The following is a 26,797-nucleotide window of genomic DNA, read 5'->3' on the forward strand; positions in this document are numbered from 1 at the left end:
CACAAGTTCTAGTGAATCGAATGACGGATCGAGCGAGTTTGGCGGTCAAGCCGTGATGTTCAGTTCTTCAAAAGGCCCCAACTCACCGAGTTGACGTGATGCAGCACGCCAGGAAACTTGGAACACAGTGGCCGAGACATGACGCCGATCTAGCGGGATTGCGGTTTTTTGGGGGGCTTTACTTTTTGAGACCTGACCCCGAACCGTGTTGGCGGCTTTTGCGATGGAGGTTCGATCTTCCTCGCGCAGGAACGACACCATCTGCCCTTCCGTGAATTGCCCCTTCCTCATGGGCTCCTCGGGGATTGGAGCCAACTTCTCTTGGCGTCAGTGTCTCGGAGAAGACTAGCCGGTCACTCCATCTTCCCCGACTTCTCCGGGTGAGCAACCTGTTGGGAAACGACAGCTAACTCGCTACCATGGCGGGCCGATCTCACGCAGCACGTTGCCTTTTTCGAAACATGGAAATAGTCGCAAGTCATCTGCAGCAAGAAGCAATCCGAAGGGCTCCTACCGATGATGCTGATCTTTTCGGGCGTTCTGCATTCAATCGCTATTACTACGCTACCTTCTTAGAAGTTAAAGGTGGTCTCGGGGCATTGCGACAGGAATGGTCCGGAAATATTGCACATGCGGATCTGCCGCAAGTCTTGCGGGGCCAAGTCAAGAAGCATCTGGCCGCTGGCAAGGCAAAAGCGCTTCGTGCCAATGATTTGAGGATCGTCAGTATGTGCGCAAGTGCTAACTCGGCTGCAGAGGACCTTGCGAAATTGCTTGATGCAGGGCGTGCGACACGTGTGACCGCAGACTACCATCCAGACATTCCCATCGATTTTGCTTCGGCACCAGATTTCCACCTCAACACTGTGGGAGTCGAGGCGGCTCAAGCTTGGCCGCATCGAGCGAGGGGCTACATACAAGTGATAAGCAACGCGTGGATGCAAATTAATGCCTAGCGAGTACCTCGATTTGGTTCAGCATCTAGCTGAGAAGGGGGTCACGGTTGTCGGTGCCATCGTAAAAGACAGCCATGAGACAGCAGGACTCTTTGTGCGGATTGCCGTCAAGCGTGACAGTGAAAACCGCCAACAGCCGAGCAATAGGACTCTGTCCGCGATTAAGAGCGAGTTGCTCTTGCGTGGTCAGCGCGTCGAGTTTCTGCTTTCGGACGGATTGGGGCAGGATATTGAAGGAGGCTTACGAGCGACCCTGATCTATGCATTTGGGTCGGATGTCCGTAATGTTTTCTTCTCGCTTGATGGGCGCGCTGGACGTGTTTGGCTTGAGCAAAAGAGGACACTTGACGACGATGCCATTCACGCCATTGAGTCGCGCGCCAAGGAGTTTCTCGATGGAGTCGGTATTGAGCTAGCAACTTTCGCCACTACGGGAGACGAAAAGGTGCCTGGCAATCTCGCCTGCCTCCGTGTTCTGCGCCAAGTCGCACCGGCTACGCTGGACGAATTGAAGGCTGAGTTGCAGCGCCGGGAGTTCACTGTACCTTCGGACGATTGGCTCAAGCGTCGGCTTGACGTGCTGCGCAAGTCGGGGAAGGTCGTGTGGCTAGCTGGGGCTAGATTTTCATGCACGCTCTCGACCATTCACGGCTTAGGCACGGTCAAGGGCCGTCGTAGCCCTGATCTTGAGCGCCTACTTGCCTTGGCGCGGCGTGGCCGCTAAGCTTCGCGCGCGGGGGCTTCAGGCGAGGGTGTGTAGCATGCCCACTAGCCAAGGTTACCAACAGAAGGATCCGGATAAATGTCCGCGTCTCCTTCGAAGCCACAGCCATTTATCCGGCTGCAATACGAAAGCTCTGCTTTGCTAAATGAGGCTCCCGCAACCACTCCTTGATTCGCAATTCTTCCAATTCGAGACGCTGCCTGAATTGCTCAAGGCTGTCGAGGGAAGCGTTAGCGGCAGCGAACTCGAACTTGTTCGCAAAATGTCCGAGCGCGGGTTGCCACCAATCACATCGAGAACAACTCTGGCCGCAATGATCGGAATCAGTCCAGGCCTGATTTGGTCCTTCACTTCGAGGCCGACGAAGCACTATCGATCGTTCGAGATACCCAAGGGTCAGGCGACGCGACGAATCGACGCGCCCCGTGTTGCCCTGAAGTCCGTGCAAAAGTGGATTTCGTGTGCGCTCGGGCGCTGCTACGTACCACCATCACACGTTTTTGGCTTTGTGAGTGGTCGGTGTCACGTAAGTGCGGCGGCTATGCATGTTGGCGCGACCTGGGTGTTCGGTGTCGACATAAGGGATTTCTTCCCTTCAACTCACATTGGCCAAGTCGCAAAGGCGCTCGTGCAAATGGGATTCGAGCCCCAGGGCGCACAACTCGTCGCGCAGCTCTGCTGTTTGCGTGATGCGCTGGCTCAGGGCGCTCCGTCAAGTCCGGTGCTTTCTAACATTTGCTTCGCTGCAATGGACAAGGACCTTGCAGGCCTTGCGGCCAAGTACGAGGTCAGGCTCACAAGATATGCCGACGACATCGTGTTTTCTGGCGTCGCGAAGTTTCCCGAGGCCTTGCGTTCGGACGTACTTAACTTGTTTGCTGCAAGTCAGTGGCGTTTGGCCGAACAGAAGACGCAGCTTGCCGAATTGCCGCAAAGGCTTAAGGTTCACGGCCTGTTAGTGCACGGCGAAGTAGCTAGGCTCACCAAGGGATACCGCAACCGAATCCGGGCATACAAGCATTTGCTTGCGCTGGAGAAAGTGCGGAGTGACAGCTTGTTGGAGGTAAAGGGACACATCGCCTATAGCGACTTTGTCGGCCGCCTCGCTGTGTCTGGAACTTCGGGGAAAGAATAGCGGGACACGCGAGTCAGGCCTTCAACCTGAAGGTAAGACCTGACCCTCGGCCGAGCCCCTGAACCGTCCGCTGCTTCGCTACACCAGAGGCGAGAGGGTCACAGAGGCGAGAGGGTCAGAGGCGAGAGAGGCGAGAGGGTCAGGCCTTAAACCTGAAGGCAAGACCTGACCCTTGCAATGGCTCCAGCCGGGGCTGGAGTTGCGGATCAATGCAAATGCCCCTGGGGTCTGCCACATTTGCCCTTTCGGTGATCGGCAGTCGGCAGGTCGAGGTCGAGTTTCAATCGGCAAGGTGAAGCTTGCCCCTTGTCGCCCGCTTGGCCTCGCCCCCATCACTGAAGCTGAGCTGCCCCCGTGAATCCGCGTTTTTTATCAGTTATTCGCCCAGCGCCACGAGCCTCGCCCGCTGCACCGCCCGCCCGATCTCCGGCCCCTTGCGCCCCTCCGCCAACGCCTGTGCGCTGACGGCCGCCAGGTCCACGGCCTGCACGGCGCGCAGGTCGAGCAGCAGCTTTTCGCGCTGCGGGTAGGGGCGGTCTTCCAGACCCAGGCGGCCGCGGGCGTCGCATTCGCAGGCCCAGAGCAGTTGCTCGAAACGCTCGGGGCGGCGCCAGGCATCGCAGCGTTCCATCAGGCGCAGGCGGGCTTCGGGGCTGAAGCTCTCGCTCTGGTGCACGTGGGTGTGTTCGCGGGCGACCAACTCGGCCAGTTCACGGCAATCGCTGGGCACGCGCCAGCGTTCGCTCAGGCGCTGCACCAGGGGCAGACTGCGGCTTTCGTGGCCGATGTGGCGGGGCAGCACATCGGCGGGGGTCAGGCCCTTGCCCAGGTCGTGGCAGAGGCTGGCATAGCGCACGGTCAGCGGCGCCTGCTGGCGCGCGCATTGCTGCAGCACCATCAGCACATGGATGCCGGTGTCCACCTCGGGGTGGTGGGCGGGTGGCTGCGGCACGCCGAACAAAGCCTCCAGCTCGGGGGCCAGGCGGGCCAGGGCGCCGCAGTCGCGCAGCACCTCGATCATGCGGGCGGGCTGCGCTTCCATCAGTCCTTTGGCGAACTCCTGCCAGACCCGCTCGGCCACCAGGGCGTCGACCTCGCCGGCCGCCACCATCTCCCGCATCAGGGCCAGGGTCTCCGGTGCGACGGTGAAGCCCTCAAAACGGGCGGCGAAGCGGGCCAGGCGCAGGATGCGCACCGGGTCTTCGGCGAAGGCGGGCGAGACATGGCGCAGCACCCGTGCGGCCAGATCGCGCTGGCCGCCGTAGGGGTCGATGATCTGGCCGTTGGCGTCTTGCGCCATGGCATTGATGGTGAGATCGCGCCGGGCCAGGTCTTGCTCCAAGGTCACATCGGGCGCGGCATGGAAGGCAAAGCCGTGATAACCCGGCGCGGTCTTGCGCTCGGTGCGGGCCAGGGCGTATTCCTCATGCGTCTCGGGGTGCAGAAAGACCGGGAAGTCGCGGCCCACGGCGACGAAGCCGGCCTCCCGCATCTGGGCCGGGTCGCCGCCCACCACCAGCCAGTCGCGGTCTTTCACGGGCCAGCCCAGCAGGGCATCGCGCACCGCGCCGCCGACCAGGAAGAAAGCTTGCTTCGTTGTCATGAGGTGCTGCTTGTGTGTTCGAACAAGGGGGCTTCTGTTCTTCTGTGCGCTCTTCGAGCTGCGAGCCCCGGGGATCGGGGGGGTGTTCAGGGGTGAATGTCGGTACAGTCGCGCTGAGCGCGCCGATTGAGCGCGGCTTAGCGCAGGCGATCATGCCAGTGCAAGCACACCACGGACGGAATTGAGTATGTTGATGCGCAAGATGATGATGAATCTGAATTCGGTGTTTGCCGCGTCCGTGCTGGCCGTGTGTGCAGGTGGCGCGTCGGCCGCCACGTTGAGCGAAACCAGTTATTTTGACGGCAGCACCTTTGTCTACGAGTTCGGTGCTCGCCAAATCACGGCTGCGGATGCGGCCGGCTCCTTTTCCTTTTTGCTGAACGCCAGCGATTTCGGGTTCAGCTCCCTGCTGGGCAGCTACGCCGTGTCGGGTGACATCAGCGGCAGCCGTTTCCAGATCTCCGAGGTCAAGATCAACGGCACGGCCTGGGTTTTGGGCGCCAGCGGCAGCAATATCGACCTGGGCTCTCTGAGCTTCCCGGACATCAATTCCGTGGAAGTCACCGTGTCCGGCGCGCGTCTGGGTGCCGGCGCCAACTTTCAGGGTTCGTTGGTGCTGACCCCGGTGCCTGAACCTGAAACCTATGCCCTGCTGCTGGCGGGCCTGGGGGTCGTGGGTTTTGTCGCTCGCCGGCGCAAGGCGGTCTGAGCGGACGAGAAGCCAGTTTCCCCATGAAAAAAGCGCCGTGAGGCGCTTTTTTTGTGGTCGGCCGCGTGCGAGCCTCAGGCTTGGGTTCGGTAGGGCTCATCCTCGGCGATGAAGTCGCGCTCGGCCAGGGCATCGGCCACGAAGGCCTGCACCGCCGGGTGCGCCTCGATGGCCTGCACATAGGCCTGCGCCGCGGCGGACAGCGGCAGGCCGTAGCGGGTGACGCGCATCACCACCGGGGCGAAGTAGGCGTCGGCCGCGCTGAAGGTGCCGAAGAGGAAGGGCCCGCCGCTGGCGGCCAGGGCCTCGCTCCAGAGCGCGTCCACGCGGGCCAGGTCGGCCTTGAGCTTGGGCTCGGTGGCCAGCAGGCGGGTACCCACCGCCCGCAAGTCCGCGTCGATATTCATCGGACACAGGCTGCGCAGGGTGCCAAATCCGGCATGCATCTCGGCACAGAGGCTGCGGGCGCGGGCGCGCTGGCGGGTGTCGCGCGGCCAGATGGCGTGCTCGGGGTGCTGCTCGGCCAGGGTTTCGGTGATGGCCAGGGTGTCCCAGATGACGAAACCATCGTCTTCGACCATCAGCGGCACCTTGCCCACCGGAGTCAGCGCGGCCAGGGCCTGATAAAAGGCCGAGCCGGGGGTGAAGTCAAAGCGCAGCTTCACCTCCTCGAAGGGGATGCCGAAGGCCTTGAGCAGCACCCAGGGCCTCATGGACCAGGAGGAATAGTTCTTGTTGCCGATGTAGAGCTTCATGGGGTGGGCACTTTCAAGTCGTCGGATGGGGGTGGACAGCCGCCCAGCTTAGCGAGGCAAGCCGCTGAATCTGAACGCCAGGCCGCTGATATTCATGCATGGCTTTGATGCCTGGGCTGCATCAATCAGGCGCGGGCATGGCCTCAGCGCCCGGCCTTCATGCGCCAGGCATCGAGCCGCCCGCAGCCCTGTTGCTCGGGCCGCAGGTAGTCGGGCGCCACGGCCGCCATGGCACTGGGCGTGATGCCCAGCGCGGCCAGACCCGGCAGGGCCGGGCCCGCGGCGCCCGCCACATTCGGCACGCGCATGGAGCCCAGGTTGTCACGCGACATCAGCGGCTCGCCAGGCATCAGTTCCATCATCAGCGCCTGTGCCCAGGCCAGGGGCGCGGGCAGGGGCAGGATGGGGCGCGGGTGGCCGCTCCAGCGGCCGGCCCGGCGCACGATCTCGGCCAGGCTCAGCACCTCGGGGCCGGCGATCTCGTAAGTCTGGCCGATGGTGGCCGGGTCGGCGATGCAGCGCCGGATGGCGGCCGCCACATCCTCGACCCAGACCGGCTGGAAGCGCGCCTCGGCGCCCGCCAGCGGCATCAGCGGGAACAAGGCCTGCAGCTTGGCGAACAGGTTGACGAAGCGATCACCCGCGCCGAACACCACCGAGGGGCGCAGGATGCTGAGGTCCAGATCGGGCGAGGTCTGCAGCACCGCCTCGCCCCCGGCCTTGGAGCGCAGATAACGCGAAGGGCCCTCGGTCTGCCCATCGACCGTGGCGCCCACGCCGAGGGCGCTGATGTGGATCAAGCGGCGCACGCCGGCCGCACGGCAGGCGGCCGCGATCTGGCGCGGCAGCTGCACATGGTTGCGCTGGAATTGGGCCTCGCTGCCTTGCAGGATGGCGATCAGATTGACCACCACCTCGTGGCCGGCCACCAGGGCTTGCAGGGTCTCGGGCCGGTGCACATCGGCCTGCAGAACGGTCAGTCCGGGCAGGCTCTGGATGGCTTGCAGGCCCGGCGCGTGGCCCAGGCGGCGCGTCGGCACGGTGATGCGGGCGCGGCCGCCCTGGGCCTGCACCAGCTGCTCGCACAGGGCGCGGCCGATGAAACCGCTGCCGCCCAGGATCAGGATGGACGGGCTGCTCGAATCGATGGCGATGCTCATGGCTGGGGCTGCTCCTCAGGGACGATGTCGGTGCCTGCGCTGCGCGGGCCGATGCTGCGGCCCAGGCGTGCCTTGAGGCTGCTGGCCTCGGGGCCCAGGCCTAGCAGCTGGGCGTAGACCGCGCTGTTGGTCAGCACCTTCTTCACATAGTCGCGGGTTTCCAGAAAGGGCACGTTTTCGGCCCAGATGGCCGCCTCCAGCACAGGGCCATCGCGCCAGCGGCGCGGGCGGCCCGGGCCGGCGTTGTAGGCGGCTGCGGCCATGGCGTAGGAGCCGCCGAAGTCATCAAGCACCAGCTTCAGGTAATGGGTGCCGATGCGCAGATTGAAGTCCTGCGTCTTCATCAGCTCGGGGCTGTAGCTGAGGCCGGCCTTCTTGGCCGTCCAGCGCGCCGTGGCCGGCATCACCTGCATCAGGCCCGTGGCGCCGACAGATGAGCGGGCGTCGGCGATGAAGCGCGACTCCTGGCGGATCAGGCCGTAGACAAAGGCCGGGTCCAGGCCGGCCTCGCGGGCTTGACCGAGCAGGGCGTTGCGGAACGGGGTGGGGAAGCGCTGGGCCAGGTCGAACTCCTGGCGGCTACGGTCGCTGCTGTTGATGCAGCGGTCCCAGAGTTCGCGCTCGCAGGCCAGTTGGGCGGCGGCGCGCAGCTCGCGGTCGTTCAGGCCGCGCAGGGAGAAGTTCCATTCGCGGTTGCCCTCGCTGCGCAAGCCCAGCTGGATCAGCATCAAAGCCCGGCCCAGGCCCGGGTGGGCTTGCGCCTGGTTGCGCTCGGTCGGGCTCAAGGCACTGGGGGCGGGCGGCAGGGCGGGCTGCAGGCCCAGCTCTTCGGCGGCCAGTCGGCCGTAGTAGTGCAGGGCGGCCTGGGGAGCTTCGGCCATGGTCTGCAACAGTTTGCGCGCTTCGTCCCGCTGCGCTTCGCCGGCGGCGCCCGGCGCGGCCGTGGCCAGCAGGGCGCGTGCGCGCCAGTAGGGCCAGGGCGGCAGGTCGCGCGCTTCGCGCAGCTCGCGGGCCTGGCGGGCCTCACGGGCCTCGCGGCCGTGACGCAGGCCTTCATCGGCGCCGGTCAGCAGATCCAGGCCTTGCAGGGCCTGGGTCCAGCGGCCGCTGCGCAGGGCGGCGCGCACGATCCAGGCGCGGGTCTCTTCGCTCCACTCAGGTGCCAGTCGCCCCTGGAGCTTGAGCGCGCGTTCGAAGTGATCGCTGGCCTCGGCTTGCAGCTTGAAGGCCGCTTGGCGACCGATTTGCGCCCAGGCCCAGGCCTGCAGGTCTTGCGGCAGCTCGCGCTGCCAGCGCTTGTTCATGGCCTCGGCCGCAGCGCCCGGGTCGGCGGCCGCCAGCCGCATCAGGCACAGGGTGGCCAGTTCGGTGTTCTGCCGGGGGCCGCCGCGCGCCTTGCGCGCCATATAGCGCGCAGGGTTGTCGAGCAACTCTTTCAGGGCCAGCTCCACGGGCTTGCCCAGCAGGCTGGCGGCCTGACGTGCGGCCGGCAGCTTGAGTGATTCAAGCGAGAGTCGCAGCTTGAGCCAGAGGTCGGCCTGGTTGAACTGCTTCTGGTCCAGCCAGGTGCTGGCCAGCAGACCACAGCCTTCGCTGGCCTCGCGTTGCGCGAGCCAGGCGGCGCGGGCCGCTTCGCGCGCCACGGGCCGGCCGTTGAAATGCTCGGCCAGCAGGGCGTAGCAGGCGACCTCGCGGTCGTCGCGCATCTGGTAGGCGGCGTGGTCCTTGGCGAAGTTCTTCCAGTCGCGGCGGCGCCCCAGTTCGAGCAGCCAGTCGTTGCGCAGGCGGTCTTCGACGTAGGTGCCGGGCCAGCGGGCGTAGAAAGCGTCCAGCTCGGGCTGCGTGGCTTCGGCCAGGCGCTGGCCGATCTGCCAGTAGTCGACCCAGGGGGCCAGCGGGTGTTTGAGCTCCTGCGCTGCTGCATTCAAGGCCGAGAGCCGGGCGCGGTTCTTCTGGCGCAAGGCGTCCTGGGCTTCCAGGATCAGCTCCGGGCTGGCGCTGGTACTCACAAGGGCCGGGTTGCTTTGGGCCCGGGCCGGCGCTGCGCCCGAGCCGAAGCCTCCGGCAATCGCACAGGCCGCCAGGGCCAAGGCCCATGGACGCACACGGCCTGCGCGGCGATCGGGGGCATCCCCAGCCTGAGTCCTCACTTCTGCTTCATATACTGCCAAGAACATGGTCCCACTGCTTTCTGCGACTGCGACTGCTTTGTTGTTTCTTCCACATCACACGGATCCAGGCGGGCCCAGTGGGCCGCGCTTGCGCAAGGACTGCGCCTCATGAGCGATACACCGGCTTCGCCTTCATCGTCTGCTTCATCCGCACACACCACACTGTCTCACGAGCGACCGGCCCTGCGCGCGCAATTGTTGGCCCAGCGCAGCGCCTGGTTGGCCACCCCGACCGCTCATGCCGCGAGTGCAGCGCTGGGCTTGCAGCTGCGTGAGCTGCTGCGCCAGCTGGCGCCGCAATGCCTGGGGGTCTATTGGCCGCTGGACGGCGAGTTCAATCCCGGTCCGCATCTGCTGAACCTGGCCGCTATGCTGGCGACTGAAGCCGCCGCCGATGAGGACGACGACGAAGCCTTCGACGACGACGGTCCTGCCGAGCCCCTGCAGTTCGCTCTGCCGTTTGCCTACAAATCGCCGCGCCGCATGGACTACCGCCGCTGGGATGGCCCGCTCGACGGCCCGGCGCCGGCACTGCTGGACGAGTGCGGCATTCCGAGCAGCAAGGGGGCGGTGGTGGTGCCTGATGTGGTGCTGGTGCCTTGCGTGGGCTTCACCCGCGAGGGCTACCGACTGGGCTATGGCGGCGGCTATTACGACCGTTGGTTGGCGGCCCACCCAGGCGTCACCAGCATCGGTCTGGCCTGGAGCTTGGGCGAGGCGTCCTTTGCCGTCGAGCCGCATGACCAAGCCTTGACCCTTGTGCTGACCGAGCGCGAGGTGATTTCGCCTTGAACCGCTTGTGGGAGTGCGCGAGTTGAAGGGCGCGCTGAGCCGCCGGAGCTGCCTGGGCCGTGCGCTGACGGCCCTGTCTGCTGCAGTCTTGCCGCCATCCGAGGCCATGGCGGGCGAGGCCGTGCCGAGCTCCATCCAGGCTGCGGTTCCGGCCGATGTGATGGTCGATTACGGCCGTTTCCTGAACCGCCGAGATCCGTTGACCCTCAGCGATTTTTCCGGCCCGCACTCGCGCCGCGATGTGGTTGAGGTGGTGCTGCTGCATCAGGCTTTGGCCCTGGGCGGATGGGCCCATCCGCTGGAATTTGTCGACATGCCCTCAGGCGAGCGTTTGTTGCGGGAAATCAGTACCGGCCGGCTGGTCTGCAGCGCCACCACCTATTGGGAGCAGGACACCATGGGCTCCGGGCAGGGCGTGATGCTGAGTCGCGCCATGGTTCAGGCAGGCGAATTCGAGGCGGGGCTGTACACCGTGGAGAGCAACCGCCGCGCCATGAGCGCGCGCAGCTTGGCCGATGTGCGGGCCTTGAGCGTGCTGTCCAACCGCAACTGGGTGGTCGACTGGGCGACGCTGGAACAACTGGGCATTCACCGGCGCCAGCACGTCACCAACTGGGAGCTGATGCCGCGCATGGTGGAGGCGGGCCGGGCCGATCTGCTGCTGGCGCCGTTCCAGGCCACGCCCGATCTGTCACTGACCGTGGGCAAGGTGCGCCTGGTGCCGATCCCGGGCCTCAAGATCAGCCTGCGCGGCACCCGCCACTACCTGCTGGCGCGCGAGCACCCGCAAGGCTTCGGCCTGCGCAGCGCTTTGGACATCGGCCTGCAGCGTCTGCTGCAACAAGGCGTGGTGCGCAAGGCCTACACGCAGTCGGGCTTCTTCAATACCAAGACGGCGTCCTGGGCTCGGCTCTAGCCGGATTCAGGCCTCGGCGGGCCTGTTGCTTTCTGATTTGCTTGCTGTGTTGGCTGCTGCTTCGGCTGCTTCGGCTGCTTCGGCTGGTGCGTCGGCCTCGCCAATGTCCGCCCGCGTCTGCGCCGCCTGCGCGCTGACCCAGTCGCAGAACTGGCGCACTTCGGTGCGCTCGCGGCTGTGGCGGGATTGCAGCTGCCAGTAGGAGATGGGGCTGCTCATGCGGCCGGCCGGGCCGAAGGGCTCGACCAGATCGCCGCGATGCAGCTGTTCGCTGACCAGGGCCACGCGCGCCAGTGCCACCGCTTGTCCGGCCAGGGCTGCTTGCACTTGCTGGTAGGTGAAGTTGAGGTACATCCAGCGGCGCGGCTGCAGCTCGCCCACGCCATGCGTGCGCAGCCAACGGCGCCAGCCCAGGTATTCGGTGCTGGCGCGCGAGTCGTCTTCTTCGGCCAGGCTGTAGGCGGCCAGATCGGCCGGTCGGCGCAGGGGAGGGGCTTCGCCGGCCGCGGCGCGCTCGGCGGCCCAGCGGCCGATGGCCGGGGTCAGCGTCTCGCCGAACAGGCGCTCGGCACCGGGCGGCGTCTGTTCTTTCGAGATGTAACGCAGGGCCACGTCGAACTCGCTGTCGTCGAGATCGATCACCACATCATTGGCCGAGACGCGGATGTCGATGTCCGGATGTTCGCGCTGGAAAGCCTCCAGCCGCGGGATCAGCCAGAGCGAGGCGAAGGAGGCAAAAGTGGTCACATTGACCACACGCCGGCCGCGCGACTGGCGGATCTGGCGCACTGTCTGATCCAGCCGTTCGAGCAAAGGCAGGACCTGCTGGCGCAACACCGCGCCGTCGGCGCTCAGTTCCACGAAACGCGTGCCGCGCAGGAACAAGGTGCAGCCGATCTCGTCCTCCAGCGATCGGATCTGGCGGCTGATGGCCGATTGGGTCAGGTGCAGCTCTTCAGCCGCGGCGCGAAAACTGAGCAGACGGGCCACCGCCTCGAAGGCGCGCAGAGGGCCGATGGACAGCGGCCGCTGCCGGCTGGACAGGGGCAGCCGCGCGGGTTGCGGGTCGGAGGGGTGCTTGCCATTCATGCGCGAATGGTATCAATCGTCTGCGGCAGTCTCATTGGACGCCGCTCCGGGGGAACCCTAGTATTCACTCATGTCCATGAGGGTGTTTGCAAGGTCTGTGTCACCTCGGGACGGGAACAGCGGGAGCAGTAATCATGAGTGAATCGCAAGCATTGTGGCGCCTGGCCGAGGGCGAGGCCCTGAGTTTCAAGATCGGCCCCGGGGCGCGCGAGCTGCGCGTGAGCAGCGGCCGCCTTTGGCTGACCCAGCCTGGCCGCCCTGAGGCGCCTTCTGAGGATGTCTGGCTGCAGGCCGGTCAATCCTTGGCCCTGGCCTCGGGCAGCCAGGTGGTGATCGAGGCCTGGCCGCAGGCCGACTTCCAACTGCTGGTGCCGCCCTCGGCCTGCCCGGCGCTGCAGGCGCGGCTGGGTGAGCGGCGCGCGGCGGCTCAGGAGCGGAATGCCATGGGCTGCCTGGCGGCAGCCTGAGGCTTGACGTCTGAAACCTGAGGCCGCACTTCAGCGCGGCGCTGCCTTCTTGGCGGCGGCCGGCTTCTTTTTCGCCGCAGGTTTTGGGGCCTTGCTCGCCCGCGCCCGCAACGCGGCCCCCAAGGCCAGGCGCGCCCAGGGCACCATCAGAGCGGGGGACTCCATGGCCTCCTCGGGCGCCACAAAATAGCCCAGGCTCAAGACCTGACCTTCGCGCTCGTACTGGAAGGGCGCGCAGCCGGCGGCTTCGAACTGCGGCCGGCTTTCGGCGTCGGCTTTCAGGTAGAGCTGATCGAAGGCAATCAGGGCGATGAAGATGTCGTCGACATAAATGCCCCAGCCGCCAAACATGCGTCGGCTGCGCAGCGGCCCCAGCGGGGCCAGCAGCTCCAGGCTGTGGTGGAGCAGTTCTTGGGAATCCTTGGACATGGGTCAAATATAGGGGCTGTTCCTGCCTGGGCGCGGCGCGAAGTCCGCTCACAATCGCGGGGCCTTCCGAATTGCCTGCCCGAATGTTCCCAGGGAGTTGTCAGTGGACATGAACGACCGCGCCGCCTTGCGCCACAAGCTGATCCAGGATCGCCTGAACCTGCCCCACCGGCTGGAGCTGGCCGAGCAATTGCAAAGCGTGCTGCGGGTCTGGCTGGTGCGGCGGCGTGAATTGACCATTGGCGCTTACTGGCCGATCAAGGGCGAGTTCGATCCGCTGCCGGCGCTGTACCGCTGGAGCGAGGCCCACCCGGATCGACGCATCGGCCTGCCGGTGGTGGACAAGGAGCACGGCACGCTTCGCTTCCATGTCTGGTACCCCGGCTGCCCGATGGAGGACGATGCCTACGGCATCCCCAAGCCCAAGGACACCGCCACCTTTGAGCCGCAGCTGCTGCTGGTGCCCTGTGTGGGTTTCGGGCCCTTCGGCCTGCGTTTGGGTTATGGCGGTGGTTTCATGGACCGCACCCTGGCCGAGCTGCAACCGCGGCCGGCCACGGCGGGGGTGGGCTATGCCCATGGCTTTCTGCCCATGCTCAAGGCCGAGCCGCATGATGTGCCGCTGGATGCCGTCTTGACCGAAGAAGGTGTGGTCTGGGACCGCGAAGGCTGAGCATTCTTCAGCCCGCCATGGCCGACAATCCGCAGCCATGAGCACGACGACCTACGCCCAACACCTGGCCCAGCTGCAAACACAGCTGGAAAGCGCCCTGGCGCGCACCGGCTTTGACGCGCTGCTGATCGCGTCCGGCATCGAGAAGTACGCCTTTCTCGACGACCGGCCCTATCTGTTCCAGCCCAACCCGCATTTCAAGCATTGGTTGCCGCTGACCCAGCATCCCAACAGCTGGCTGCTGCTGCGCCCCGGCCACAAGCCGCGCGTCGTCTACTACCAGCCCGATGATTACTGGCATGTGCCGCCCAGCGCGCCGACCGGCGAGTGGGTGCAGCATGTGGAGCTGATCGTCATCAGCCGCGCCGAAGACGCCGCCGTCCATCTGCAGGTGCCCGGACGCCTGGCCATCATTGGCGAGGCCGATGCCGCGCTCGAGGGCGTGGTGCCCAACAACCCACAGGACCTGATCCACCTGCTGCACTACCAGCGCGCCTACAAAACGGCGTATGAGCTGGAGCAGATGCGCGCCGCCTCGCGCCGCGCCGCGCCGGCCCATCTGGCCGCGCGCGATGCCTTCCTGGCCGGCGGCTCGGAGGCTGAGATCCACCGTGCCTATCTGATCGCCGCCGGCCACACCGACCGCGATCTGCCCTACGGCAATATCGTCGCGCTCAATGAACATTGCGCCGTGCTGCACTACCAGTACCAGGACACGCAGCGCCCGGCCCAGAGCCGCAGCTTCTTGATCGACGCGGGCGCGCAAGTGAATGGTTATGCCTCGGACATCACGCGCACCTGGTCGGCCGGTGGTGCCGACAGTGCCGAGTTCGATGCCTTGCTGGCTGCCATGGAATCAGCCCAGCTGGCGCTGGTGGACGAGGTGCGTGCCGGGGTGGACTACCGCGACATCCATCTGAGCACCCACCGCCGCATTGCCGCCATCCTGCAAGACCAGGGCCTGGTGCGCATGAGCGTGGAAGCGCAGCTGGCCGAGCGCGTGACCAGCATTTTCTTCCCGCATGGCATCGGCCATTTGCTGGGCCTGCAGGTGCACGATGCGGGCGGCTTCATGGCCGATGAAACCGGTGCCGTTTCGCCCAAGCCCGAAGGCCATCCCTATCTGCGCCTGACCCGCCCTCTGACGGCCGGCATGGTGGTGACCATCGAACCGGGCCTTTACTTCATCCCGACCCTGCTGCGCCAGCTGCGCGTCAGTGCCTCGGCCTCCAGCGTGGACTGGGCCAAGGTCGAGCGCCTGAGCCGCTTCGGCGGCATCCGCATCGAAGACGATGTGGTCTGCCGTGCGGAAGGCCCGGCCGAGAATCTGACGCGGGATGCGTTTGCGAGTTTGAGCTGAGGTTGATCGGGCGGGTTTCGGCGCAGAGCGGACTTCCGCTGTCTTGATTGATCTTTCTCGCTGCGGTGTCTCGGCCCGCCGCCGGGCTCATGGTTCGCGGGTCGGCTCTTCGAGCCGACTGCCCTCGGTGCTCACTGCGCGGCTCAGCGGCGCCAAACTCCCTCCGTTCGCTGCGCTCACTGCGGTCAAACAGTGGCGCCGAGTCAGAGCTTGATGCGCGTGAGTACACGCGCCTGAGCCGCTCCGCTGCGCCCTCGGCCGCGCACAAATCGCCCGGCGGCGGGCCGAGCCACCTCCGAAGCAGGCGTCCCCCACCGACGAGGGGCACATCGATCGCGATGCAAGCGCCCTGCAGCCCGGGCCGCTGCCGGGCGATTTGTGCAGCGCAGGGAAGTCGGCCCGTTAGGGCCGACCCCGGAACCATGAGCCTGGCAGCGGCACGGGCTGCAGGGCCTCACGAGCAAAACCAAAGGCTGCTTCGTGCCGCTTCCAGCCGACGAAAAAAGCCGCTGCGCTTTCTTCAAGCTGCAGCGGCATGGCGTCTTGATCTCAGACGCGGCCACCGTTGAGAGTGGCGTTGGAGATGACAGCGTGAATCTGTCTGGGTGGGCGCCGAATTAGAAGCGGAAGCCCAGACCCACGCCGACCAGGGTGGGGTCGACTTTGAACTTGCCGACTTCGGTGCCGCTGGAGTAGACCTTGGTGCCGATTTGGACCTTCTTCACGTCCACGTTCAGGTACAGGTTCTTGCTCAGCTCGATGTCAGCGCCGACTTGGAAGGACAGACCGTAGCTGTTGCGCTTGATGCTGGGATGCAGGGCAGCGTCCACGGCGGCGTCGAACTTCACGGCCGAGAAGTTGGTGTAGTTCACGCCGGCGCCGACGTAGGGGCGGAAGCCGCCGGTCGGGTTGAAGTGGTACTGGGCCGACAGGGTCGGGGGCAGGTGCTTCAGCGAGCCGATGTCGGTGCCCTTGGACTTCAGGGTGTGCTTTTGCGGCACGGTCAGGATCAGTTCCAGGGCGAAGTTCGGGGTCACGAAGTAGCTGAAGTCCACTTCAGGGATGACCTTGTTGTTCACGGTCAGGCCCAGGCCGGTGCTGTCCTTGTTTGCCGAATCCAGGTTCACGGCGCGCACGCGCATCAGCCAGGGGCTTTCTTGGGCTGCGGCGTTGAAGGAAGCGCCAGCTAGGGTGGCGAGAGCCAGGGCGGCGGCGGCGGTGCGAGCAAAAGTCTTGGAGATCATTTTTTGGCTTCCTAGGTATGGGATCAATCAAATCTGTTCCCGATGGAAGCCATTGAATCGCTGCGCAAGGGGTTAACCCTTGATCTGGCGCAAACGCAAAAAGGCCCTCGCGAGGAGGGCCGTTTGGAATTGATCTGACGCAAGAAACTCAGCCGAGGCCGAGGCGTTTGCACAACGCCAGCGTCAGCGCCGATTGATTGAGCGTATAGAAGTGGATGCTGGGCGCGCCGCCGGCGATCAGGCGCTCGCAGACGCGCGTCATCACCTCCAGGCCGAACTCGCGGATGCTGGCCGCGTCGTCCATATAGCCCTCCATCTTCAGCGCCACCCAGCGCGGGATCTCGATGCCGTCGCGTGCGGCGAACTGCGCGATGCGGGCGTAGTTGTGGAAGGGCATGATGCCCGGCACGATGGGTGCGTCCACGCCCAGCTTGCGCACTTCGTCGACGAAGTGGAAGTAGGCGTCCGGGTTGAAGAAGAACTGCGTGATGGCCGAGTTGGCGCCCGCGCGCATCTTGGCGGCGAAGTGCTGCAGGTCCTTGGCCGCGTAGCGTTGCTGCGGGTGGTACTCGGGGTAGGCGGCCACTTCAATCTGCCAGTCCGGGCCCTGAGTTTCGCGGATGAATGCGACCAGCTCCGATGCATAACGGAATTCACCAGCGGTGGCCGTGCCGCTGGGCAGATCACCGCGCAGGGCGACCACGCGGCGGATGTTTTGCGCGCGGTAGGTGGCCAAGATTTCGGCAATGTTCTCGCGCGTGGAGCCCACGCAGGACAGATGCGGTGCGGCCTCATAGCCAGCGGCCGCAATGTCCATCACCGTGCTCAGGGTCTTCTCGCGGGTGGAGCCGCCGGCGCCGTAGGTGACGCTGAAGTAATGCGGATTCAGCACGCTCAGGTCTTGCACCACGGTCTTGAGCTTCTCGGTGCCCACCGGGGTGTTGGGCGGGAAGAACTCGAAGCTGACGGGCACGCGGGGTGTTGCAGTACTCATGGCTTGTCTTTCGCATGCTCTGGTGCCTGCGCCCAGAGGAAAAATTCCTTGTTGCCGTCACCGCCGGTGATGGCGCTCTCAAAATAGCCCAGCACCTGCCAGCCCTGATCTCGGGCGGCCTGGCGGGCCTGGGTTTCCAGCAGCGGGTATTGCTTGGCGTCCTTGACCAGGCCGCCGCGGGCCAAGGCTTTCTTGCCCAGCTCGAACTGCGGCTTCACCAGCAGCAAGACCTGACCCTGGGGCGCCAGCCAAGCCGCCAGATGCGGCAAGGCCCCCAGCATGGAGATGAAGCTGAGGTCGCCGACGATCAGGGCAAAGCCCTCGGGCGGCGCGTGCTGCGCCAAGGCTGAACCGGCCAGCTCGCGCACATGCAGATGCTCCAGCCCTACCACCTGGGGGTGCTGGCGCAGCTGTTCATGCAGCTGGCTGTGGCCCACGTCCACGCCCACGACCTTGGCCGCGCCCGCTTTCAGCAGGCAGTCGGTGAAGCCGCCGGTGCTCTGGCCCATGTCCAGCACCGTCAGGCCGCGCACATCCAGGCCGCTTTGCTGCAGCGCGCCCTCCAGCTTGAGCCCGCCGCGCGAAACAAAGCGCAACTCTGCGTCATCGCTGACGCGCAGCTCACAATGCTCCGGCAACTCTTCACCCGCCTTGCGGATGGCCTGCCAGTCCTTGGGCGCCCGCCACTGCGCCGCGCCGGCCGAAATCAGCCGCTGCGCCGCCGAACGAGTCGGCGCCAGGCCTTTGGAAACTAACAGTTGATCAGCGCGCATAGGTGAAAAGGAAACTCAGTCTTGCCAGGGCGTAGCGAGCGGTGCTCAGGCTAGGCGGACGGAGCGCCGGAACCGGAAGGTACTTGGGGTACCTGAGGATTCCGAGCACCGCCCAACGACGCCTGAGCGCCGCGCAGTAGCCCTCCTCCGATCAATAGCGGTAGGTGTTGGGCTTGAAGGGGCCGGTCTTCGGCACCCCGATGTACGCCGCCTGCTCATCGCTCAATTCGCTCAGCTGCGCATTCAGCGTGGTCAGCTGCAGGCGGGCCACCTTCTCGTCCAGATGCTTGGGCAGCACATAGACCTTGCCGATGTCGTAGGCGTCCTTGTGGGCGAACAGCTCGATCTGGGCGATGGTCTGGTTGGCGAAGCTGGACGACATCACATAGCTCGGGTGACCCGTGCCGCAGCCCAGGTTCACCAGACGGCCCTTGGCCAGCAGGATGATGCGCTTGCCATCGGGGAAGATGACGTGGTCGACCTGCGGCTTGATCTCGTCCCAGCCACACTTGGACAGCGAGGCGACATCGATCTCGTTGTCGAAGTGACCGATATTGCAGACGATGGCGTTGTTCTTCATCGCGGCCATGTGCTCGTAGCGGATCACGTTCTTGTTGCCGGTGGCGCTGACGAAGATATCGGCCTTGTCGGCCGCGTATTCCATGGTCACCACGCGGTAGCCTTCCATGGCGGCTTGCAGGGCGCAGATCGGGTCGATCTCGGTCACCCAGACTTGCGCCGACAGGGCGCGCAGGGCCTGGGCCGAGCCCTTGCCCACGTCACCGTAGCCTGCCACCACGGCGATCTTGCCGGCCACCATCACGTCGGTGGCGCGCTTGATGGCGTCCACCAGCGATTCGCGGCAGCCGTAGAGGTTGTCGAACTTGCTCTTGGTCACCGAGTCATTGACGTTGATGGCGCGGAACAGCAGGCTGCCCTTGGCCGCCATTTCGTTCAGGCGTAGCACGCCGGTGGTGGTCTCTTCGGTCACGCCGATGATCTCGGCGCTCTTGCGGGTGTACCAAGTCGGGTCTTGAGCGATCTTGGCCTTGATGGCGGCGAACAGGATGCGCTCTTCTTCGCTGCCCGGCTTGTCCAGCACCGACAGGTCCTTCTCGGCCTTCTGACCCAGGTGCATCAGCAGCGTGGCATCGCCGCCGTCGTCCAGGATCATGTTCGGGCCTTCGCCTGGCTCGCCCTTGCCGGCGAACTCAAAAATGCGGTGCGTGTAGTCCCAGTAGTCTTCCAGGGTCTCGCCCTTGTAGGCGAACACCGGCGTGCCACGGGCCACCAGGGCGGCGGCGGCGTGGTCCTGGGTCGAGAAGATATTGCACGAGGCCCAGCGCACTTCGGCACCCAGCGCTTGCAGGGTTTCGACCAGCACGCCGGTCTGGATGGTCATGTGCAGCGAGCCGGTGATGCGGGCGCCCTTGAGCGGCTGGGTGGCGGCGTATTCCTTGCGAATGGCCATCAGCGCCGGCATTTCGCTCTCGGCAATCGTCAGTTCCTTGCGACCCCAGGCGGCCAGGGACAGGTCGGCAATGTGGTACTGGTCAGCGGCCAGCGAGGTGGTGGTTTGGGCGGTCATGGATCAGCTCCTTCATGCGAAATATGAAGCCGCTGCATTCATTGCCTGGAGGAGGGGGAGGACGAAAAAAACCGGTTCGGTGCTCCGAACCCTGGTTTGATGCATGCAACCGTTCACCCACGCAAGGACGTCAGCGGGTGAGCGCGGTTGCCAATGAACAGGGCCGAGGGGATGACGAGGCCGCTGTGCAAATTTTTCCGAGCCTGGCCTGGGGGTCTGAAGCCAGACCGGCAGGTTGCAACGCTCCTCGGAACGGACGAATTCTAGTCGCAAGCGCCACTTTCGCGCTTGGAACAGGCCGGGTTTTCCCGCCAATCCCGGCCCGAGCTCAGGACTCAGGGGGCATCCACACCCAGGAAGCGGGCCATGGCGGCCAGTTCTTCGTCCAGCGCGGCGCTGAAGCCGGGCTCGCGGGGCGCCCTGCCGGCCACATAGCCCAGCTGTGCCTGCAAGCGCCCCTCGGCGCTGCTGACATTGCCCCAGCCGATCACCTCGCCGCGCCAGAGCAGGGGCAGGGCGTAGTAGCCCAGCTTGCGCTTGGGCGCGGGCGTGTAGGCCTCGAAACGGTAGGCCCAGCCCCAGAATTGTTCAAAGCGCAGGCGGTCCCAGACCACGGGGTCGAAGGGGGCCAGCAGGCGCACCGCTTCGTCCAGCTTCCAGCGCTTGGAGCCGGGGTTCTCGCCCTCGGGCCAGAACCAGGTCTGGCCTTCGACCTGGGCTTGGGGCCAGGTCTTGCGCGCCTGGGCCAGCACCTGGCGTAGCTCGCCGCGCAGGTGTGGCGCGCCATAGCCGAGCAGGCTGCACAAATGGCCGAGGCTGCGCGAAGGCAGGGGCGCGTACTTGGCCAGCACCAGATCCAGCAAGGCCTGGGCTTTCTCGTGCGGTGTGCGCGGATCGGGCGTGTGGGCCACGGCGCTGTAGATGCGCTGGCCTTGCTCACGCTGCTGCACGCGCAGCAGGCCGCGGTAATGCATGCCGTCCAGCAAATGGGTGGTGGCATTGCTGCTGCCGCCCCAGGCATTGCGGGTGGAGCCCAGATTGAAATGCTGCTGGATCTCGCGCGGGTGGCAGGGCCCCTTCGCTTGCACAAAGGCCTGGATGGCCTCGGCCTGAGCGCGCGTCTTGGCGTCCCAGGCGCGCTTGGCGCTGCGCGGATGCATGAGCTTGAGGTGCTCGCGCGGCAGGAAGCCGTAGTTGACCAGGCAATCCTCTTCCACCGCCAACCGGGTGTAGCGGCGCTCCAGATCGCCGGCGCGGTAGTCCTTGACGCGGTGCCTCAGGGTCAGGTCTTGCGCCCGCGCCGGGGCGCGGATCGGGTCGGCCTGGACAAAGCCCAGGCGCTGGATGGCCTGGGGCAGGCTGGTGGGCTTGAATAGGCTGCGCGCCACGGCGTAGCGGCGCAGATCGGGCAGGGTCAGGGTGAGGGCGGCGGCGGGCATGGGCTTTGGTGTCAGTTCTGCGCGAGGCGCTCCAGCGCGCGGTCATGGGCGCGCGCCAGCAGCAGCTGGGCCAGCATGGCGCCCAGCCAGGCCAGGGTCATGTCTTTCTGCGTGTCCCAGGGGTCGCCCTGGGCGCCCAGGAATTCATCGGCGCCCTGACCCAGGGCCACCGCGGCGCCCCATTCGATCAGTTCGTAGATGGCGCTGATGGCCAGGCAGCAGGCCGTCACCACGGTGAACAGCCAGCCGCCGCGCTGCAGCCCGGTCTTGCGCAGCAGCAGCTCGCGTGCTGCGATGGCGGGGATGAAGCCTTGCGCCAGATGGCCGAGGCCGTCGTAGGGATTGCGGCCCAGGGCCAACATCTCGCGCAGCCAGTCACCCAGGGGCACGCGGGCGTAGCTGTAGTGGCCGCCAGCGATCAGGATCAGGGCGTGGACAAAGATCAGGCCCAGCAGCAAGGGCGTGAGCGGGAAGCGCCGCTGCGTGGCCAGCAGCAGCGGCCAGACCAGCAGCACCGGCGCCACCTCCATCCACCAGGTGGCGGCATCGAAGGCACCCAGGCGGCTCCAGGCCAGCACGGCGAGATTGAGCCCGGCCAGCAGGGCCAGCTGCGTGGCGCTGAGCTGCGCCGGCGGGGTGAATGGGGTCGAACGGGACGAGGGTACAGCAGGCATGCCGGCATTGTGGCCGCCGCCCGAGGCGGGGGCGTCAGGTGAAACCTGGGCTGCTGTGCGATCCCCGGCCTGCAATTGCCCTCAACCTTTGCCGCCGGCTGCCGAAAACCGAGAACGCCCGGGCCACTGGGCGGTGTCGGCCTGCGTGCAGGCCAGGATGGCTTTTCCGTGGACGCATCATGACCGAAACCACCCAACTTGAAGCCAAGGTACTGCTGCTGGAGCATGACGCCGCGCAGTACCAGGTGCTGACCGAGTTTTGCCAGTCCGTGGGCCTGATGGCCTTTCCCCGCTCGTCAGCCGATGCCTTGGCCACCCTGGCCCAGAACAAGGACCTCGGCGGGGTGCTGCTGGCAGAAGACCTGCCTTGCGAGGGCGAGGACGGTCTGCACCTGGCGCGCGCCATCCACAAGCTGCGGCCCGAGCTGCCCATCTTTTTGCGCCGCACCACCGACCGGCCGCTCACGCCCGAGGAAGAAAAAGTGGTGCGCCACCGCTGGAACACCGGCGACCTGGACCACCTCAAGGCCGCGGTCGAGTACTCGATCTTCAGCCTGCGCTACCCGACGCGCCTGGTCTACGGCATCGTCGAGCTGACCCGCTCGGCCCTGGCCGCCATGTTCCCCAATGCCCTGGTGGTGTCCGAGTCGCCCTATGTGGTGCACGACCGCATCATCCACGGCGAGGTCTCCACCCTGATCGCCATCGAGAGCACCTGGTGCCGCGGTTACATGATGCTGCAGACCGAGGAAAGCGCGCTGCGCCAGGGCCTGATCCAGGGCTTCAGCTACGCCGGCATCGGTGGCGACCTGAATTTCCGCGAGCTCAACCACATGCTGGGCGAGACCACCAACCTGATCTGGGGTGCGTTCAAGAATCGCTACATCCCGCCCAAGGCCTTTGCCAACCAGCAGACCCAGGTGCCCATCGTCATCAACCACGAGCACAAATACATCTCCTTTGGCTCGCAGGACCCACAGCTGTGCATCCGCTACCAGCTCTCCGATCCCTTCCGGCCGGGCCTGCCGCCGCTGATGATCGTGCAGCGCTTCATCTTCAATCTGCACTGGTCGCCCGATGAGTTCGCCGAGTTCGACGCCGAGGCGCCCGAGGTCGGCCCCACCGGCGAGCTGGAACTCTTTTGAGCGTTGAGCGCGGCCAAAGCTCTTGCCCAATCTTTTACATACTCAATCAATCAATCAATCAATCAAGCCCAGCGTGACCCTCGAGGTTGGCGCGAGGAGGAAACAAGATGGCGAATGTTCTGGTGGTTGACGACTCCAACACCATGCGCGAAATCGTGGCCGGTTACCTGAGCCAGAACGGCTTTCAGGTCGCCGTGGCCACCGATGGGCGCGATGGCCTGCTGCAGCTGCGCAGCGACCCCGGCATCAAGCTCATCGTCAGCGATGTCAACATGCCCAATATGGACGGCCTGACCATGGCCGAGAAGATCCGCAAGGAGCTGGGCAACAAGGATGTGCGCATCATCATGCTCACCACCGAAGACAACCCCGCCATGCGCTCGCGCGGCAAGGATGTCGGCGTAACCGGCTGGATCGTCAAGCCCTTCCGCGGCGATGCGGTGCTGGCGCCGTTCAAGAAATTCTGCGGCTTGAGCTGAAGCGCGCAGGCCAAGAAAAAAGGCCGCTCCGGGGATGCCGGAGCGGCCTTTCTGTTGGTGCGTGGGCCTGTCTGGTGCAAGCCTCGCTGTGCGAGGTGGGCTTACAGCCCAGCCGCTGCACGCAGCGCTGCAGCCTTGTGGGCTTTGCTCACATCGCTGCGCGATATGAGCAAAGCCCCAAAGCGGCGGGTTCGCCTGCGGCGTCTTCTGGCCCTTAAAGGCCAGCCGCTGCACGCAGCGCCGCCGCTTTGTCAGTCCGTTGGTCTCTGCTCACGTTGCTGTGCAACATGAGCATCGCCCACGAACCGATGCCTCGCTGGCGCGAGGTGGGCTTACAGCCCAGCTGCAGCACGCAGTGCTGCAGCCTTATCGGTCCGTTCCCACGTGAACTCGGGCTCTTCGCGGCCGAAGTGGCCGTAGGCGGCGGTCTTGGCGTAGATCGGGCGCAGCAGGTCCAGCATCTGGATGATGCCCTTGGGGCGCAGGTCGAAGTGCTCGTTGACCAGGGCGGCGATCTTGTCGTCGCTGATCACGCCGGTGCCTTCGGTGTAGACCGTCACATTCATCGGGCGAGCCACGCCGATGGCGTAGGCGACCTGGATCTGGCACTGGCGCGCCAGGCCGGCGGCGACGATGTTCTTGGCCACATAACGGGCGGCATAGGCGGCCGAGCGGTCGACCTTGCTCGGGTCCTTGCCCGAGAAGGCGCCGCCGCCGTGCGGGCAGGCGCCGCCGTAGGTGTCGACGATGATCTTGCGGCCGGTCAGGCCGCAATCACCTTGCGGGCCGCCGATGACGAAACGGCCAGTCGGGTTGATCAGGTACTTCGTGTCCTTCAGCCATTCCTTGGGCAGCACCGGCTTGATGATCTCCTCGATCACCGCTTCGATGAACGCGGGCTTCATCTTGGCGCCGTCGCTCATCTCGGGCGCGTGCTGGCTGGACAGCACCACGGTGTCGATGCTGTGCGGCTTGCCGTCCACATAGCGCATGGTCACCTGGCTCTTGGCGTCCGGGCGCAGGAAGGGCAGGCGGCCGTCCTTGCGCATCTGCGCCTGGCGCTCGACCAGACGGTGGGCGTAGTAGATCGGTGCCGGCATCAGCTCGGGCGTCTCGTCGCAGGCGTAGCCGAACATCAAGCCTTGGTCGCCGGCGCCGATGTTCAGATGGTCGTCGCTGGCGCGGTCCACGCCCTGGGCGATGTCGTTCGACTGCTTGTCGTAGGCCACCAGCACGGCGCAACCCTTGTAGTCGATGCCGTACTCGGTGTTGTCGTAGCCAATGCGCTTGATGGTGTCGCGCGCCACCTGGATGTAATCCACATGGGCGTTGGTGGTGATTTCACCGGCCAGCACCACCAGACCCGTGTTGGTCAGGGTTTCGGCTGCCACGCGCGACAAGGGGTCTTGGGTGAAGATTGCGTCGAGAATCGCGTCAGAGATCTGGTCAGCCACCTTGTCCGGGTGACCTTCAGAAACCGATTCCGAAGTAAAGAGAAAATCGTTCGCCACTTTTACACTCCTTTGATAGTTCGACGGCGTTGCCGGACTGTCTGGTTTGGAGACGCGGCGAACGCTTTAGCAGCATTTGTTGAGCATCGCTGCCCGGCGGGACTTCAATCACATGAATAAAGCCCGCATCGCCCCGCAAGTTGTTCAGTAACTCGGCGATGCGCTGATTATAGAAATATGTTCCTGCTCCTTCGCCTTCTTTCTAAATGTCCCTTGCGTCTGCTCCATGCCGTCGGCGCGATGGCGGGCTGGCTGACCTTCTGGGCCTCGCCGACCTACCGGCGCCGTTACCGCGCCAATGTGGCTCAGGCCGGCCTGGCCTGGCCGGCCGTGCGCGGCGGCGTGGCGGCGGCGGGGCGCATGATTGCCGAGTTGCCCTGGCTCTGGCTGCGCCCGGCGGGCACGCCGCTCGGCGAGCGCGTCCGCTGGGACGGCGCCGAGCTGATCGAGCAGGCCTTGCAGGACCGGCGCGGTCTGGTGCTGATGACGCCGCACCTGGCCTGCTTCGAAATCTGTGCCCAGGCCTATGCCGAGCGATTTGCCGAAAGTGCCAATGCCCCCATCACCGTGCTGTTCCGCCCGGCCCGCCAGGCCTGGTTGCGTGAGGTGGTGGACGGCTCGCGTGGCCGCCCGGGCCTGGAGACGGCCCCAGCCAACCTGGCCGGCGTGCGGCAAATGATCCGTGCTCTGCGCCAGGGCCACACCATCGGCCTGCTGCCCGACCAGGTGCCCCCCGAGGGTCTGGGTGTCTGGGCGCCGTTCTTCGGCCATCCGGCCTACACCATGACCCTGGCCAGCCGCCTGCTGCAGCAGACCGGCGCGCGTGCCCTGCTGATTTGGGGCGAGCGTCTAGAGAAAGGCCGGGGTTTCGTGGTGCATGTGCGACCCGGCCCCGAGATCGGCCGTGAATTGACGCCAGAATCGGCCGCCCTTCATATCAATCGATCCATGGAAGAGCTGATTCTCCAAGCGCCCAGCCAGTACCTCTGGGGCTACCACCGCTACAAGCAGCCACGTGGCTTGGACATCGGTGCTGCGCCGACGGCCGTGCCGGCGCCAGCGGCTGGACCTGCAGCCGGTCCTGTCGTTGAGTCGGAGCGCTGAATGCTGTCCATCTGGGGCGCCAAATTCCTCGTCGGCCTGCTCTGGCTGCTGCACTTTCTGCCGCTGCCGCTGCTGGCCGCCCTGGGCCGCGGCCTGGGGCGGCTGCTGTGGTGGGCGGCCCGCTCGCGCCGGCGCATCGCCTTGCGCAATATCGAGCTCTGTTTTCCGGAGCTGAGCGCGGCCCAGCGCCAGGCCCTGGCGCGCGAGCATTTCGCTTGGATGGGCCGCAGCGTGCTGGAGCGCGGCCTGCTCTGGTTCGCCTCGGCCGAACGTCTGCAGCGCCTGATGACGATCAAGGGCGACATCCAGCTGGCCCAGCGGGCCGAGACCCCGGTGATGTGGTTGCTGCCGCATTTCGCCGGCCTGGAGTGGGCGGCGCCGGCCCTGATGCTGAACCAGACCTGCCCTGGCGTGGATGTCTACTCGCGCCAGAGCAATCCGGTGTTCGACGCCCAGCTGCTGGCCGGGCGCGCCCGCTTCGGCAAGACCGCGTTTGTCGACCGCCACGACGGCATCCGCCCGGTGCTGCGCCTGATCCGCGAAGGCTATGCCTTCTTGAACGCGCCGGACATGGACTTCGGTGCCAAGGACTCGGCCTTTATCCCCTTTTTCGGTGTGCCCGCCTGCACCCTGCTGGCCCCGGCCAAGATCGCGCGCAGCATGGGCATGACGGTGCAGCCCCTGGTGGTGACCATGAAGCCGGGCGGTCAGGGCTATCTGATCGAGGCCTTCGAGGCGCCGGCCGGCTACCCCAGCGGCGATCTGGAGGCCGATGCGCGCACGCTCAACGCTTGGTTGGAGGCGCGCATTCGCGAGAATCCGGCCCAGTACCTTTGGGTGCACAAGCGTTTCAAGACCCGGCCCGAGGGCGAAGCTTCTCTGTACTGAGCCGGGCGGGCGGCGGCCT

General features: G+C 65.6%; 27 protein-coding genes and 1 riboswitch. Of the genes, 13 read left to right on the forward strand and 14 right to left on the reverse strand.

Going from position 1 to position 26,797, the window contains the following annotated elements:
- Positions 1-45 precede the first annotated feature (45 nt).
- A complete protein-coding gene (locus AC1Q6P_RS06765; RefSeq protein WP_492664884.1) occupies positions 46-291 on the reverse strand; it encodes a hypothetical protein in 246 nt (81 codons plus the stop codon).
- 170 nt (positions 292-461) lie between these two features.
- On the opposite strand from AC1Q6P_RS06765, the gene AC1Q6P_RS06770 reads away from it, so the two are divergent.
- The 3 genes from AC1Q6P_RS06770 (at position 462) to AC1Q6P_RS06780 (ending at position 2,815) form a co-directional block, all read left to right on the forward strand.
- The gene (locus AC1Q6P_RS06770; RefSeq protein ID WP_492664883.1) at positions 462-956 is read left to right on the forward strand and encodes a hypothetical protein; all 495 of its coding nucleotides are present in this window, start codon (positions 462-464) and stop codon (positions 954-956) included.
- Positions 949-1,680, forward strand: a complete 732-nt coding sequence (locus tag AC1Q6P_RS06775) for a hypothetical protein (RefSeq protein ID WP_492664882.1) — start codon at positions 949-951, stop codon at positions 1,678-1,680. Before AC1Q6P_RS06770 ends, AC1Q6P_RS06775 begins: the two co-directional genes overlap by 8 nt.
- Positions 1,681-1,825: 145 nt before the next feature.
- Positions 1,826-2,815: a reverse transcriptase family protein gene (locus AC1Q6P_RS06780; RefSeq protein ID WP_492664881.1), complete on the forward strand. Its 990-nt coding sequence runs from the start codon at positions 1,826-1,828 to the stop codon at positions 2,813-2,815.
- Between the two features lie 376 nt (positions 2,816-3,191).
- Here AC1Q6P_RS06780 and AC1Q6P_RS06785 read toward each other — a convergent pair whose 3' ends face one another.
- A complete protein-coding gene (locus AC1Q6P_RS06785; RefSeq protein ID WP_492664880.1) occupies positions 3,192-4,418 on the reverse strand; it encodes a multifunctional CCA addition/repair protein in 1,227 nt (408 codons plus the stop codon).
- 187 nt (positions 4,419-4,605) lie between these two features.
- On the opposite strand from AC1Q6P_RS06785, the gene AC1Q6P_RS06790 reads away from it, so the two are divergent.
- Positions 4,606-5,127, forward strand: a complete 522-nt coding sequence (locus tag AC1Q6P_RS06790) for an FxDxF family PEP-CTERM protein (protein WP_492664879.1) — start codon at positions 4,606-4,608, stop codon at positions 5,125-5,127.
- 74 nt (positions 5,128-5,201) lie between these two features.
- On the opposite strand, the gene AC1Q6P_RS06795 is transcribed toward AC1Q6P_RS06790, so the two are convergent.
- From AC1Q6P_RS06795 to AC1Q6P_RS06805, 3 genes are all read right to left on the reverse strand, one after another.
- Entirely contained in the window at positions 5,202-5,882 is a 681-nt protein-coding gene (locus AC1Q6P_RS06795) for a glutathione S-transferase family protein (protein ID WP_492664878.1), read from the reverse strand.
- Between the two features lie 143 nt (positions 5,883-6,025).
- Complete coding sequence (locus AC1Q6P_RS06800; RefSeq protein WP_492664877.1) at positions 6,026-7,042, reverse strand: complex I NDUFA9 subunit family protein; 1,017 nt, start codon at positions 7,040-7,042, stop codon at positions 6,026-6,028.
- Positions 7,039-9,051 carry a lytic transglycosylase domain-containing protein gene (locus AC1Q6P_RS06805; RefSeq protein ID WP_492664876.1) on the reverse strand — a complete coding sequence of 671 codons (2,013 nt, stop codon included), beginning with the start codon at positions 9,049-9,051 and terminating at the stop codon, positions 7,039-7,041. The genes AC1Q6P_RS06800 and AC1Q6P_RS06805 overlap by 4 nt, the downstream gene beginning before the upstream one ends.
- A 270-nt stretch (positions 9,052-9,321) precedes the next feature.
- Here AC1Q6P_RS06805 and AC1Q6P_RS06810 point away from each other — a divergent pair, with 270 nt between their 5' ends.
- Together AC1Q6P_RS06810 and AC1Q6P_RS06815 are read left to right on the forward strand one after the other, a co-directional pair.
- Positions 9,322-10,005: a 5-formyltetrahydrofolate cyclo-ligase gene (locus tag AC1Q6P_RS06810; RefSeq protein WP_492664875.1), complete on the forward strand. Its 684-nt coding sequence runs from the start codon at positions 9,322-9,324 to the stop codon at positions 10,003-10,005.
- Between the two features lie 13 nt (positions 10,006-10,018).
- Positions 10,019-10,921, forward strand: coding sequence for a hypothetical protein (locus tag AC1Q6P_RS06815; RefSeq protein ID WP_492664874.1), 903 nt, complete (start codon positions 10,019-10,021; stop codon positions 10,919-10,921).
- 6 nt (positions 10,922-10,927) lie between these two features.
- Here AC1Q6P_RS06815 and AC1Q6P_RS06820 read toward each other — a convergent pair whose 3' ends face one another.
- Positions 10,928-12,010, reverse strand: a complete 1,083-nt coding sequence (locus AC1Q6P_RS06820) for a LysR family transcriptional regulator (protein WP_492664873.1) — start codon at positions 12,008-12,010, stop codon at positions 10,928-10,930.
- A gap of 134 nt (positions 12,011-12,144) precedes the next feature.
- Here AC1Q6P_RS06820 and AC1Q6P_RS06825 point away from each other — a divergent pair, with 134 nt between their 5' ends.
- A complete protein-coding gene (locus tag AC1Q6P_RS06825) occupies positions 12,145-12,477 on the forward strand; it encodes a DUF2917 domain-containing protein (protein ID WP_492664872.1) in 333 nt (110 codons plus the stop codon).
- A 30-nt stretch (positions 12,478-12,507) separates the two neighbouring features.
- Here AC1Q6P_RS06825 and AC1Q6P_RS06830 read toward each other — a convergent pair whose 3' ends face one another.
- Positions 12,508-12,906: a TfoX/Sxy family protein gene (locus AC1Q6P_RS06830; protein ID WP_102768258.1), complete on the reverse strand. Its 399-nt coding sequence runs from the start codon at positions 12,904-12,906 to the stop codon at positions 12,508-12,510.
- 109 nt (positions 12,907-13,015) lie between these two features.
- On the opposite strand from AC1Q6P_RS06830, the gene AC1Q6P_RS06835 reads away from it, so the two are divergent.
- Both AC1Q6P_RS06835 and pepQ read left to right on the forward strand, forming a co-directional pair.
- Positions 13,016-13,579: a 5-formyltetrahydrofolate cyclo-ligase gene (locus tag AC1Q6P_RS06835; RefSeq protein ID WP_102768257.1), complete on the forward strand. Its 564-nt coding sequence runs from the start codon at positions 13,016-13,018 to the stop codon at positions 13,577-13,579.
- A 37-nt stretch (positions 13,580-13,616) separates the two neighbouring features.
- Complete coding sequence (pepQ, locus tag AC1Q6P_RS06840) at positions 13,617-14,939, forward strand: Xaa-Pro dipeptidase (protein ID WP_492664871.1); 1,323 nt, start codon at positions 13,617-13,619, stop codon at positions 14,937-14,939.
- A gap of 617 nt (positions 14,940-15,556) precedes the next feature.
- On the opposite strand, the gene AC1Q6P_RS06845 is transcribed toward pepQ, so the two are convergent.
- The 6 genes from AC1Q6P_RS06845 to AC1Q6P_RS06870 form a co-directional block, all read right to left on the reverse strand.
- Positions 15,557-16,183: an OmpW/AlkL family protein gene (locus AC1Q6P_RS06845; RefSeq protein WP_171828222.1), complete on the reverse strand. Its 627-nt coding sequence runs from the start codon at positions 16,181-16,183 to the stop codon at positions 15,557-15,559.
- Between the two features lie 148 nt (positions 16,184-16,331).
- A complete protein-coding gene (gene metF, locus AC1Q6P_RS06850; protein ID WP_171828223.1) occupies positions 16,332-17,177 on the reverse strand; it encodes a methylenetetrahydrofolate reductase [NAD(P)H] in 846 nt (281 codons plus the stop codon).
- The gene (locus tag AC1Q6P_RS06855; protein ID WP_171828224.1) at positions 17,174-17,950 is read right to left on the reverse strand and encodes a TlyA family RNA methyltransferase; all 777 of its coding nucleotides are present in this window, start codon (positions 17,948-17,950) and stop codon (positions 17,174-17,176) included. Before AC1Q6P_RS06855 ends, metF begins: the two co-directional genes overlap by 4 nt.
- A gap of 151 nt (positions 17,951-18,101) precedes the next feature.
- A complete protein-coding gene (gene ahcY / locus AC1Q6P_RS06860; protein WP_102768251.1) occupies positions 18,102-19,538 on the reverse strand; it encodes an adenosylhomocysteinase in 1,437 nt (478 codons plus the stop codon).
- Positions 19,539-19,670: 132 nt separating this feature from the next.
- Positions 19,671-19,793, reverse strand: a riboswitch (S-adenosyl-L-homocysteine riboswitch).
- An 80-nt stretch (positions 19,794-19,873) separates the two neighbouring features.
- On the reverse strand, positions 19,874-20,977 hold the full coding sequence (locus tag AC1Q6P_RS06865) for a DNA glycosylase AlkZ-like family protein (RefSeq protein WP_492665520.1): 1,104 nt from the start codon (positions 20,975-20,977) through the stop codon (positions 19,874-19,876).
- 11 nt (positions 20,978-20,988) lie between these two features.
- The gene (locus AC1Q6P_RS06870) at positions 20,989-21,651 is read right to left on the reverse strand and encodes a DUF2238 domain-containing protein (RefSeq protein WP_492665521.1); all 663 of its coding nucleotides are present in this window, start codon (positions 21,649-21,651) and stop codon (positions 20,989-20,991) included.
- Positions 21,652-21,830: 179 nt separating this feature from the next.
- On the opposite strand from AC1Q6P_RS06870, the gene AC1Q6P_RS06875 reads away from it, so the two are divergent.
- A complete protein-coding gene (locus AC1Q6P_RS06875) occupies positions 21,831-22,796 on the forward strand; it encodes a chemotaxis protein CheX (protein ID WP_165794596.1) in 966 nt (321 codons plus the stop codon).
- Between the two features lie 107 nt (positions 22,797-22,903).
- Positions 22,904-23,275 carry a response regulator gene (locus AC1Q6P_RS06880; RefSeq protein ID WP_102768247.1) on the forward strand — a complete coding sequence of 124 codons (372 nt, stop codon included), beginning with the start codon at positions 22,904-22,906 and terminating at the stop codon, positions 23,273-23,275.
- Positions 23,276-23,607: 332 nt separating this feature from the next.
- Here the strand turns inward: AC1Q6P_RS06880 and metK are convergent, their stop codons facing one another.
- Positions 23,608-24,786 carry a methionine adenosyltransferase gene (metK, locus tag AC1Q6P_RS06885; RefSeq protein WP_271008163.1) on the reverse strand — a complete coding sequence of 393 codons (1,179 nt, stop codon included), beginning with the start codon at positions 24,784-24,786 and terminating at the stop codon, positions 23,608-23,610.
- Between the two features lie 177 nt (positions 24,787-24,963).
- Between metK and AC1Q6P_RS06890 the strand changes: the two genes are divergently transcribed.
- Together AC1Q6P_RS06890 and AC1Q6P_RS06895 are read left to right on the forward strand one after the other, a co-directional pair.
- On the forward strand, positions 24,964-25,890 hold the full coding sequence (locus AC1Q6P_RS06890; protein ID WP_492665522.1) for a lysophospholipid acyltransferase family protein: 927 nt from the start codon (positions 24,964-24,966) through the stop codon (positions 25,888-25,890).
- Entirely contained in the window at positions 25,891-26,778 is an 888-nt protein-coding gene (locus tag AC1Q6P_RS06895; RefSeq protein WP_492665523.1) for an LpxL/LpxP family acyltransferase, read from the forward strand.
- The last annotated feature ends 19 nt before the right edge of the window (positions 26,779-26,797 follow it).

Source organism: Roseateles sp. GW835-FHT13E02 (assembly GCF_058794035.1).

Bases quoted from the DNA above. Each gene is read 5' to 3' on its own strand.
- AC1Q6P_RS06765 (WP_492664884.1), bottom strand. From the start codon at position 291: ATGAGGAAGGGGCAATTCACGGAAGGGCAGATGGTGTCGTTCCTGCGC.
- AC1Q6P_RS06770 (WP_492664883.1), top strand. From the start codon at position 462: ATGGAAATAGTCGCAAGTCATCTGCAGCAAGAAGCAATCCGAAGGGCT.
- AC1Q6P_RS06775 (WP_492664882.1), top strand. From the start codon at position 949: ATGCCTAGCGAGTACCTCGATTTGGTTCAGCATCTAGCTGAGAAGGGG.
- AC1Q6P_RS06780 (WP_492664881.1), top strand. From the start codon at position 1,826: ATGAGGCTCCCGCAACCACTCCTTGATTCGCAATTCTTCCAATTCGAG.
- AC1Q6P_RS06785 (WP_492664880.1), bottom strand. From the start codon at position 4,418: ATGACAACGAAGCAAGCTTTCTTCCTGGTCGGCGGCGCGGTGCGCGAT.
- AC1Q6P_RS06790 (WP_492664879.1), top strand. From the start codon at position 4,606: ATGTTGATGCGCAAGATGATGATGAATCTGAATTCGGTGTTTGCCGCG.
- AC1Q6P_RS06795 (WP_492664878.1), bottom strand. From the start codon at position 5,882: ATGAAGCTCTACATCGGCAACAAGAACTATTCCTCCTGGTCCATGAGG.
- AC1Q6P_RS06800 (WP_492664877.1), bottom strand. From the start codon at position 7,042: ATGAGCATCGCCATCGATTCGAGCAGCCCGTCCATCCTGATCCTGGGC.
- AC1Q6P_RS06810 (WP_492664875.1), top strand. From the start codon at position 9,322: ATGAGCGATACACCGGCTTCGCCTTCATCGTCTGCTTCATCCGCACAC.
- AC1Q6P_RS06820 (WP_492664873.1), bottom strand. From the start codon at position 12,010: ATGAATGGCAAGCACCCCTCCGACCCGCAACCCGCGCGGCTGCCCCTG.
- AC1Q6P_RS06825 (WP_492664872.1), top strand. From the start codon at position 12,145: ATGAGTGAATCGCAAGCATTGTGGCGCCTGGCCGAGGGCGAGGCCCTG.
- AC1Q6P_RS06830 (WP_102768258.1), bottom strand. From the start codon at position 12,906: ATGTCCAAGGATTCCCAAGAACTGCTCCACCACAGCCTGGAGCTGCTG.
- AC1Q6P_RS06835 (WP_102768257.1), top strand. From the start codon at position 13,016: ATGAACGACCGCGCCGCCTTGCGCCACAAGCTGATCCAGGATCGCCTG.
- pepQ (WP_492664871.1), top strand. From the start codon at position 13,617: ATGAGCACGACGACCTACGCCCAACACCTGGCCCAGCTGCAAACACAG.
- AC1Q6P_RS06845 (WP_171828222.1), bottom strand. From the start codon at position 16,183: ATGATCTCCAAGACTTTTGCTCGCACCGCCGCCGCCGCCCTGGCTCTC.
- metF (WP_171828223.1), bottom strand. From the start codon at position 17,177: ATGAGTACTGCAACACCCCGCGTGCCCGTCAGCTTCGAGTTCTTCCCG.
- AC1Q6P_RS06855 (WP_171828224.1), bottom strand. From the start codon at position 17,950: ATGCGCGCTGATCAACTGTTAGTTTCCAAAGGCCTGGCGCCGACTCGT.
- ahcY (WP_102768251.1), bottom strand. From the start codon at position 19,538: ATGACCGCCCAAACCACCACCTCGCTGGCCGCTGACCAGTACCACATT.
- AC1Q6P_RS06865 (WP_492665520.1), bottom strand. From the start codon at position 20,977: ATGCCCGCCGCCGCCCTCACCCTGACCCTGCCCGATCTGCGCCGCTAC.
- AC1Q6P_RS06870 (WP_492665521.1), bottom strand. From the start codon at position 21,651: ATGCCTGCTGTACCCTCGTCCCGTTCGACCCCATTCACCCCGCCGGCG.
- AC1Q6P_RS06875 (WP_165794596.1), top strand. From the start codon at position 21,831: ATGACCGAAACCACCCAACTTGAAGCCAAGGTACTGCTGCTGGAGCAT.
- AC1Q6P_RS06880 (WP_102768247.1), top strand. From the start codon at position 22,904: ATGGCGAATGTTCTGGTGGTTGACGACTCCAACACCATGCGCGAAATC.
- AC1Q6P_RS06890 (WP_492665522.1), top strand. From the start codon at position 24,964: ATGTTCCTGCTCCTTCGCCTTCTTTCTAAATGTCCCTTGCGTCTGCTC.
- AC1Q6P_RS06895 (WP_492665523.1), top strand. From the start codon at position 25,891: ATGCTGTCCATCTGGGGCGCCAAATTCCTCGTCGGCCTGCTCTGGCTG.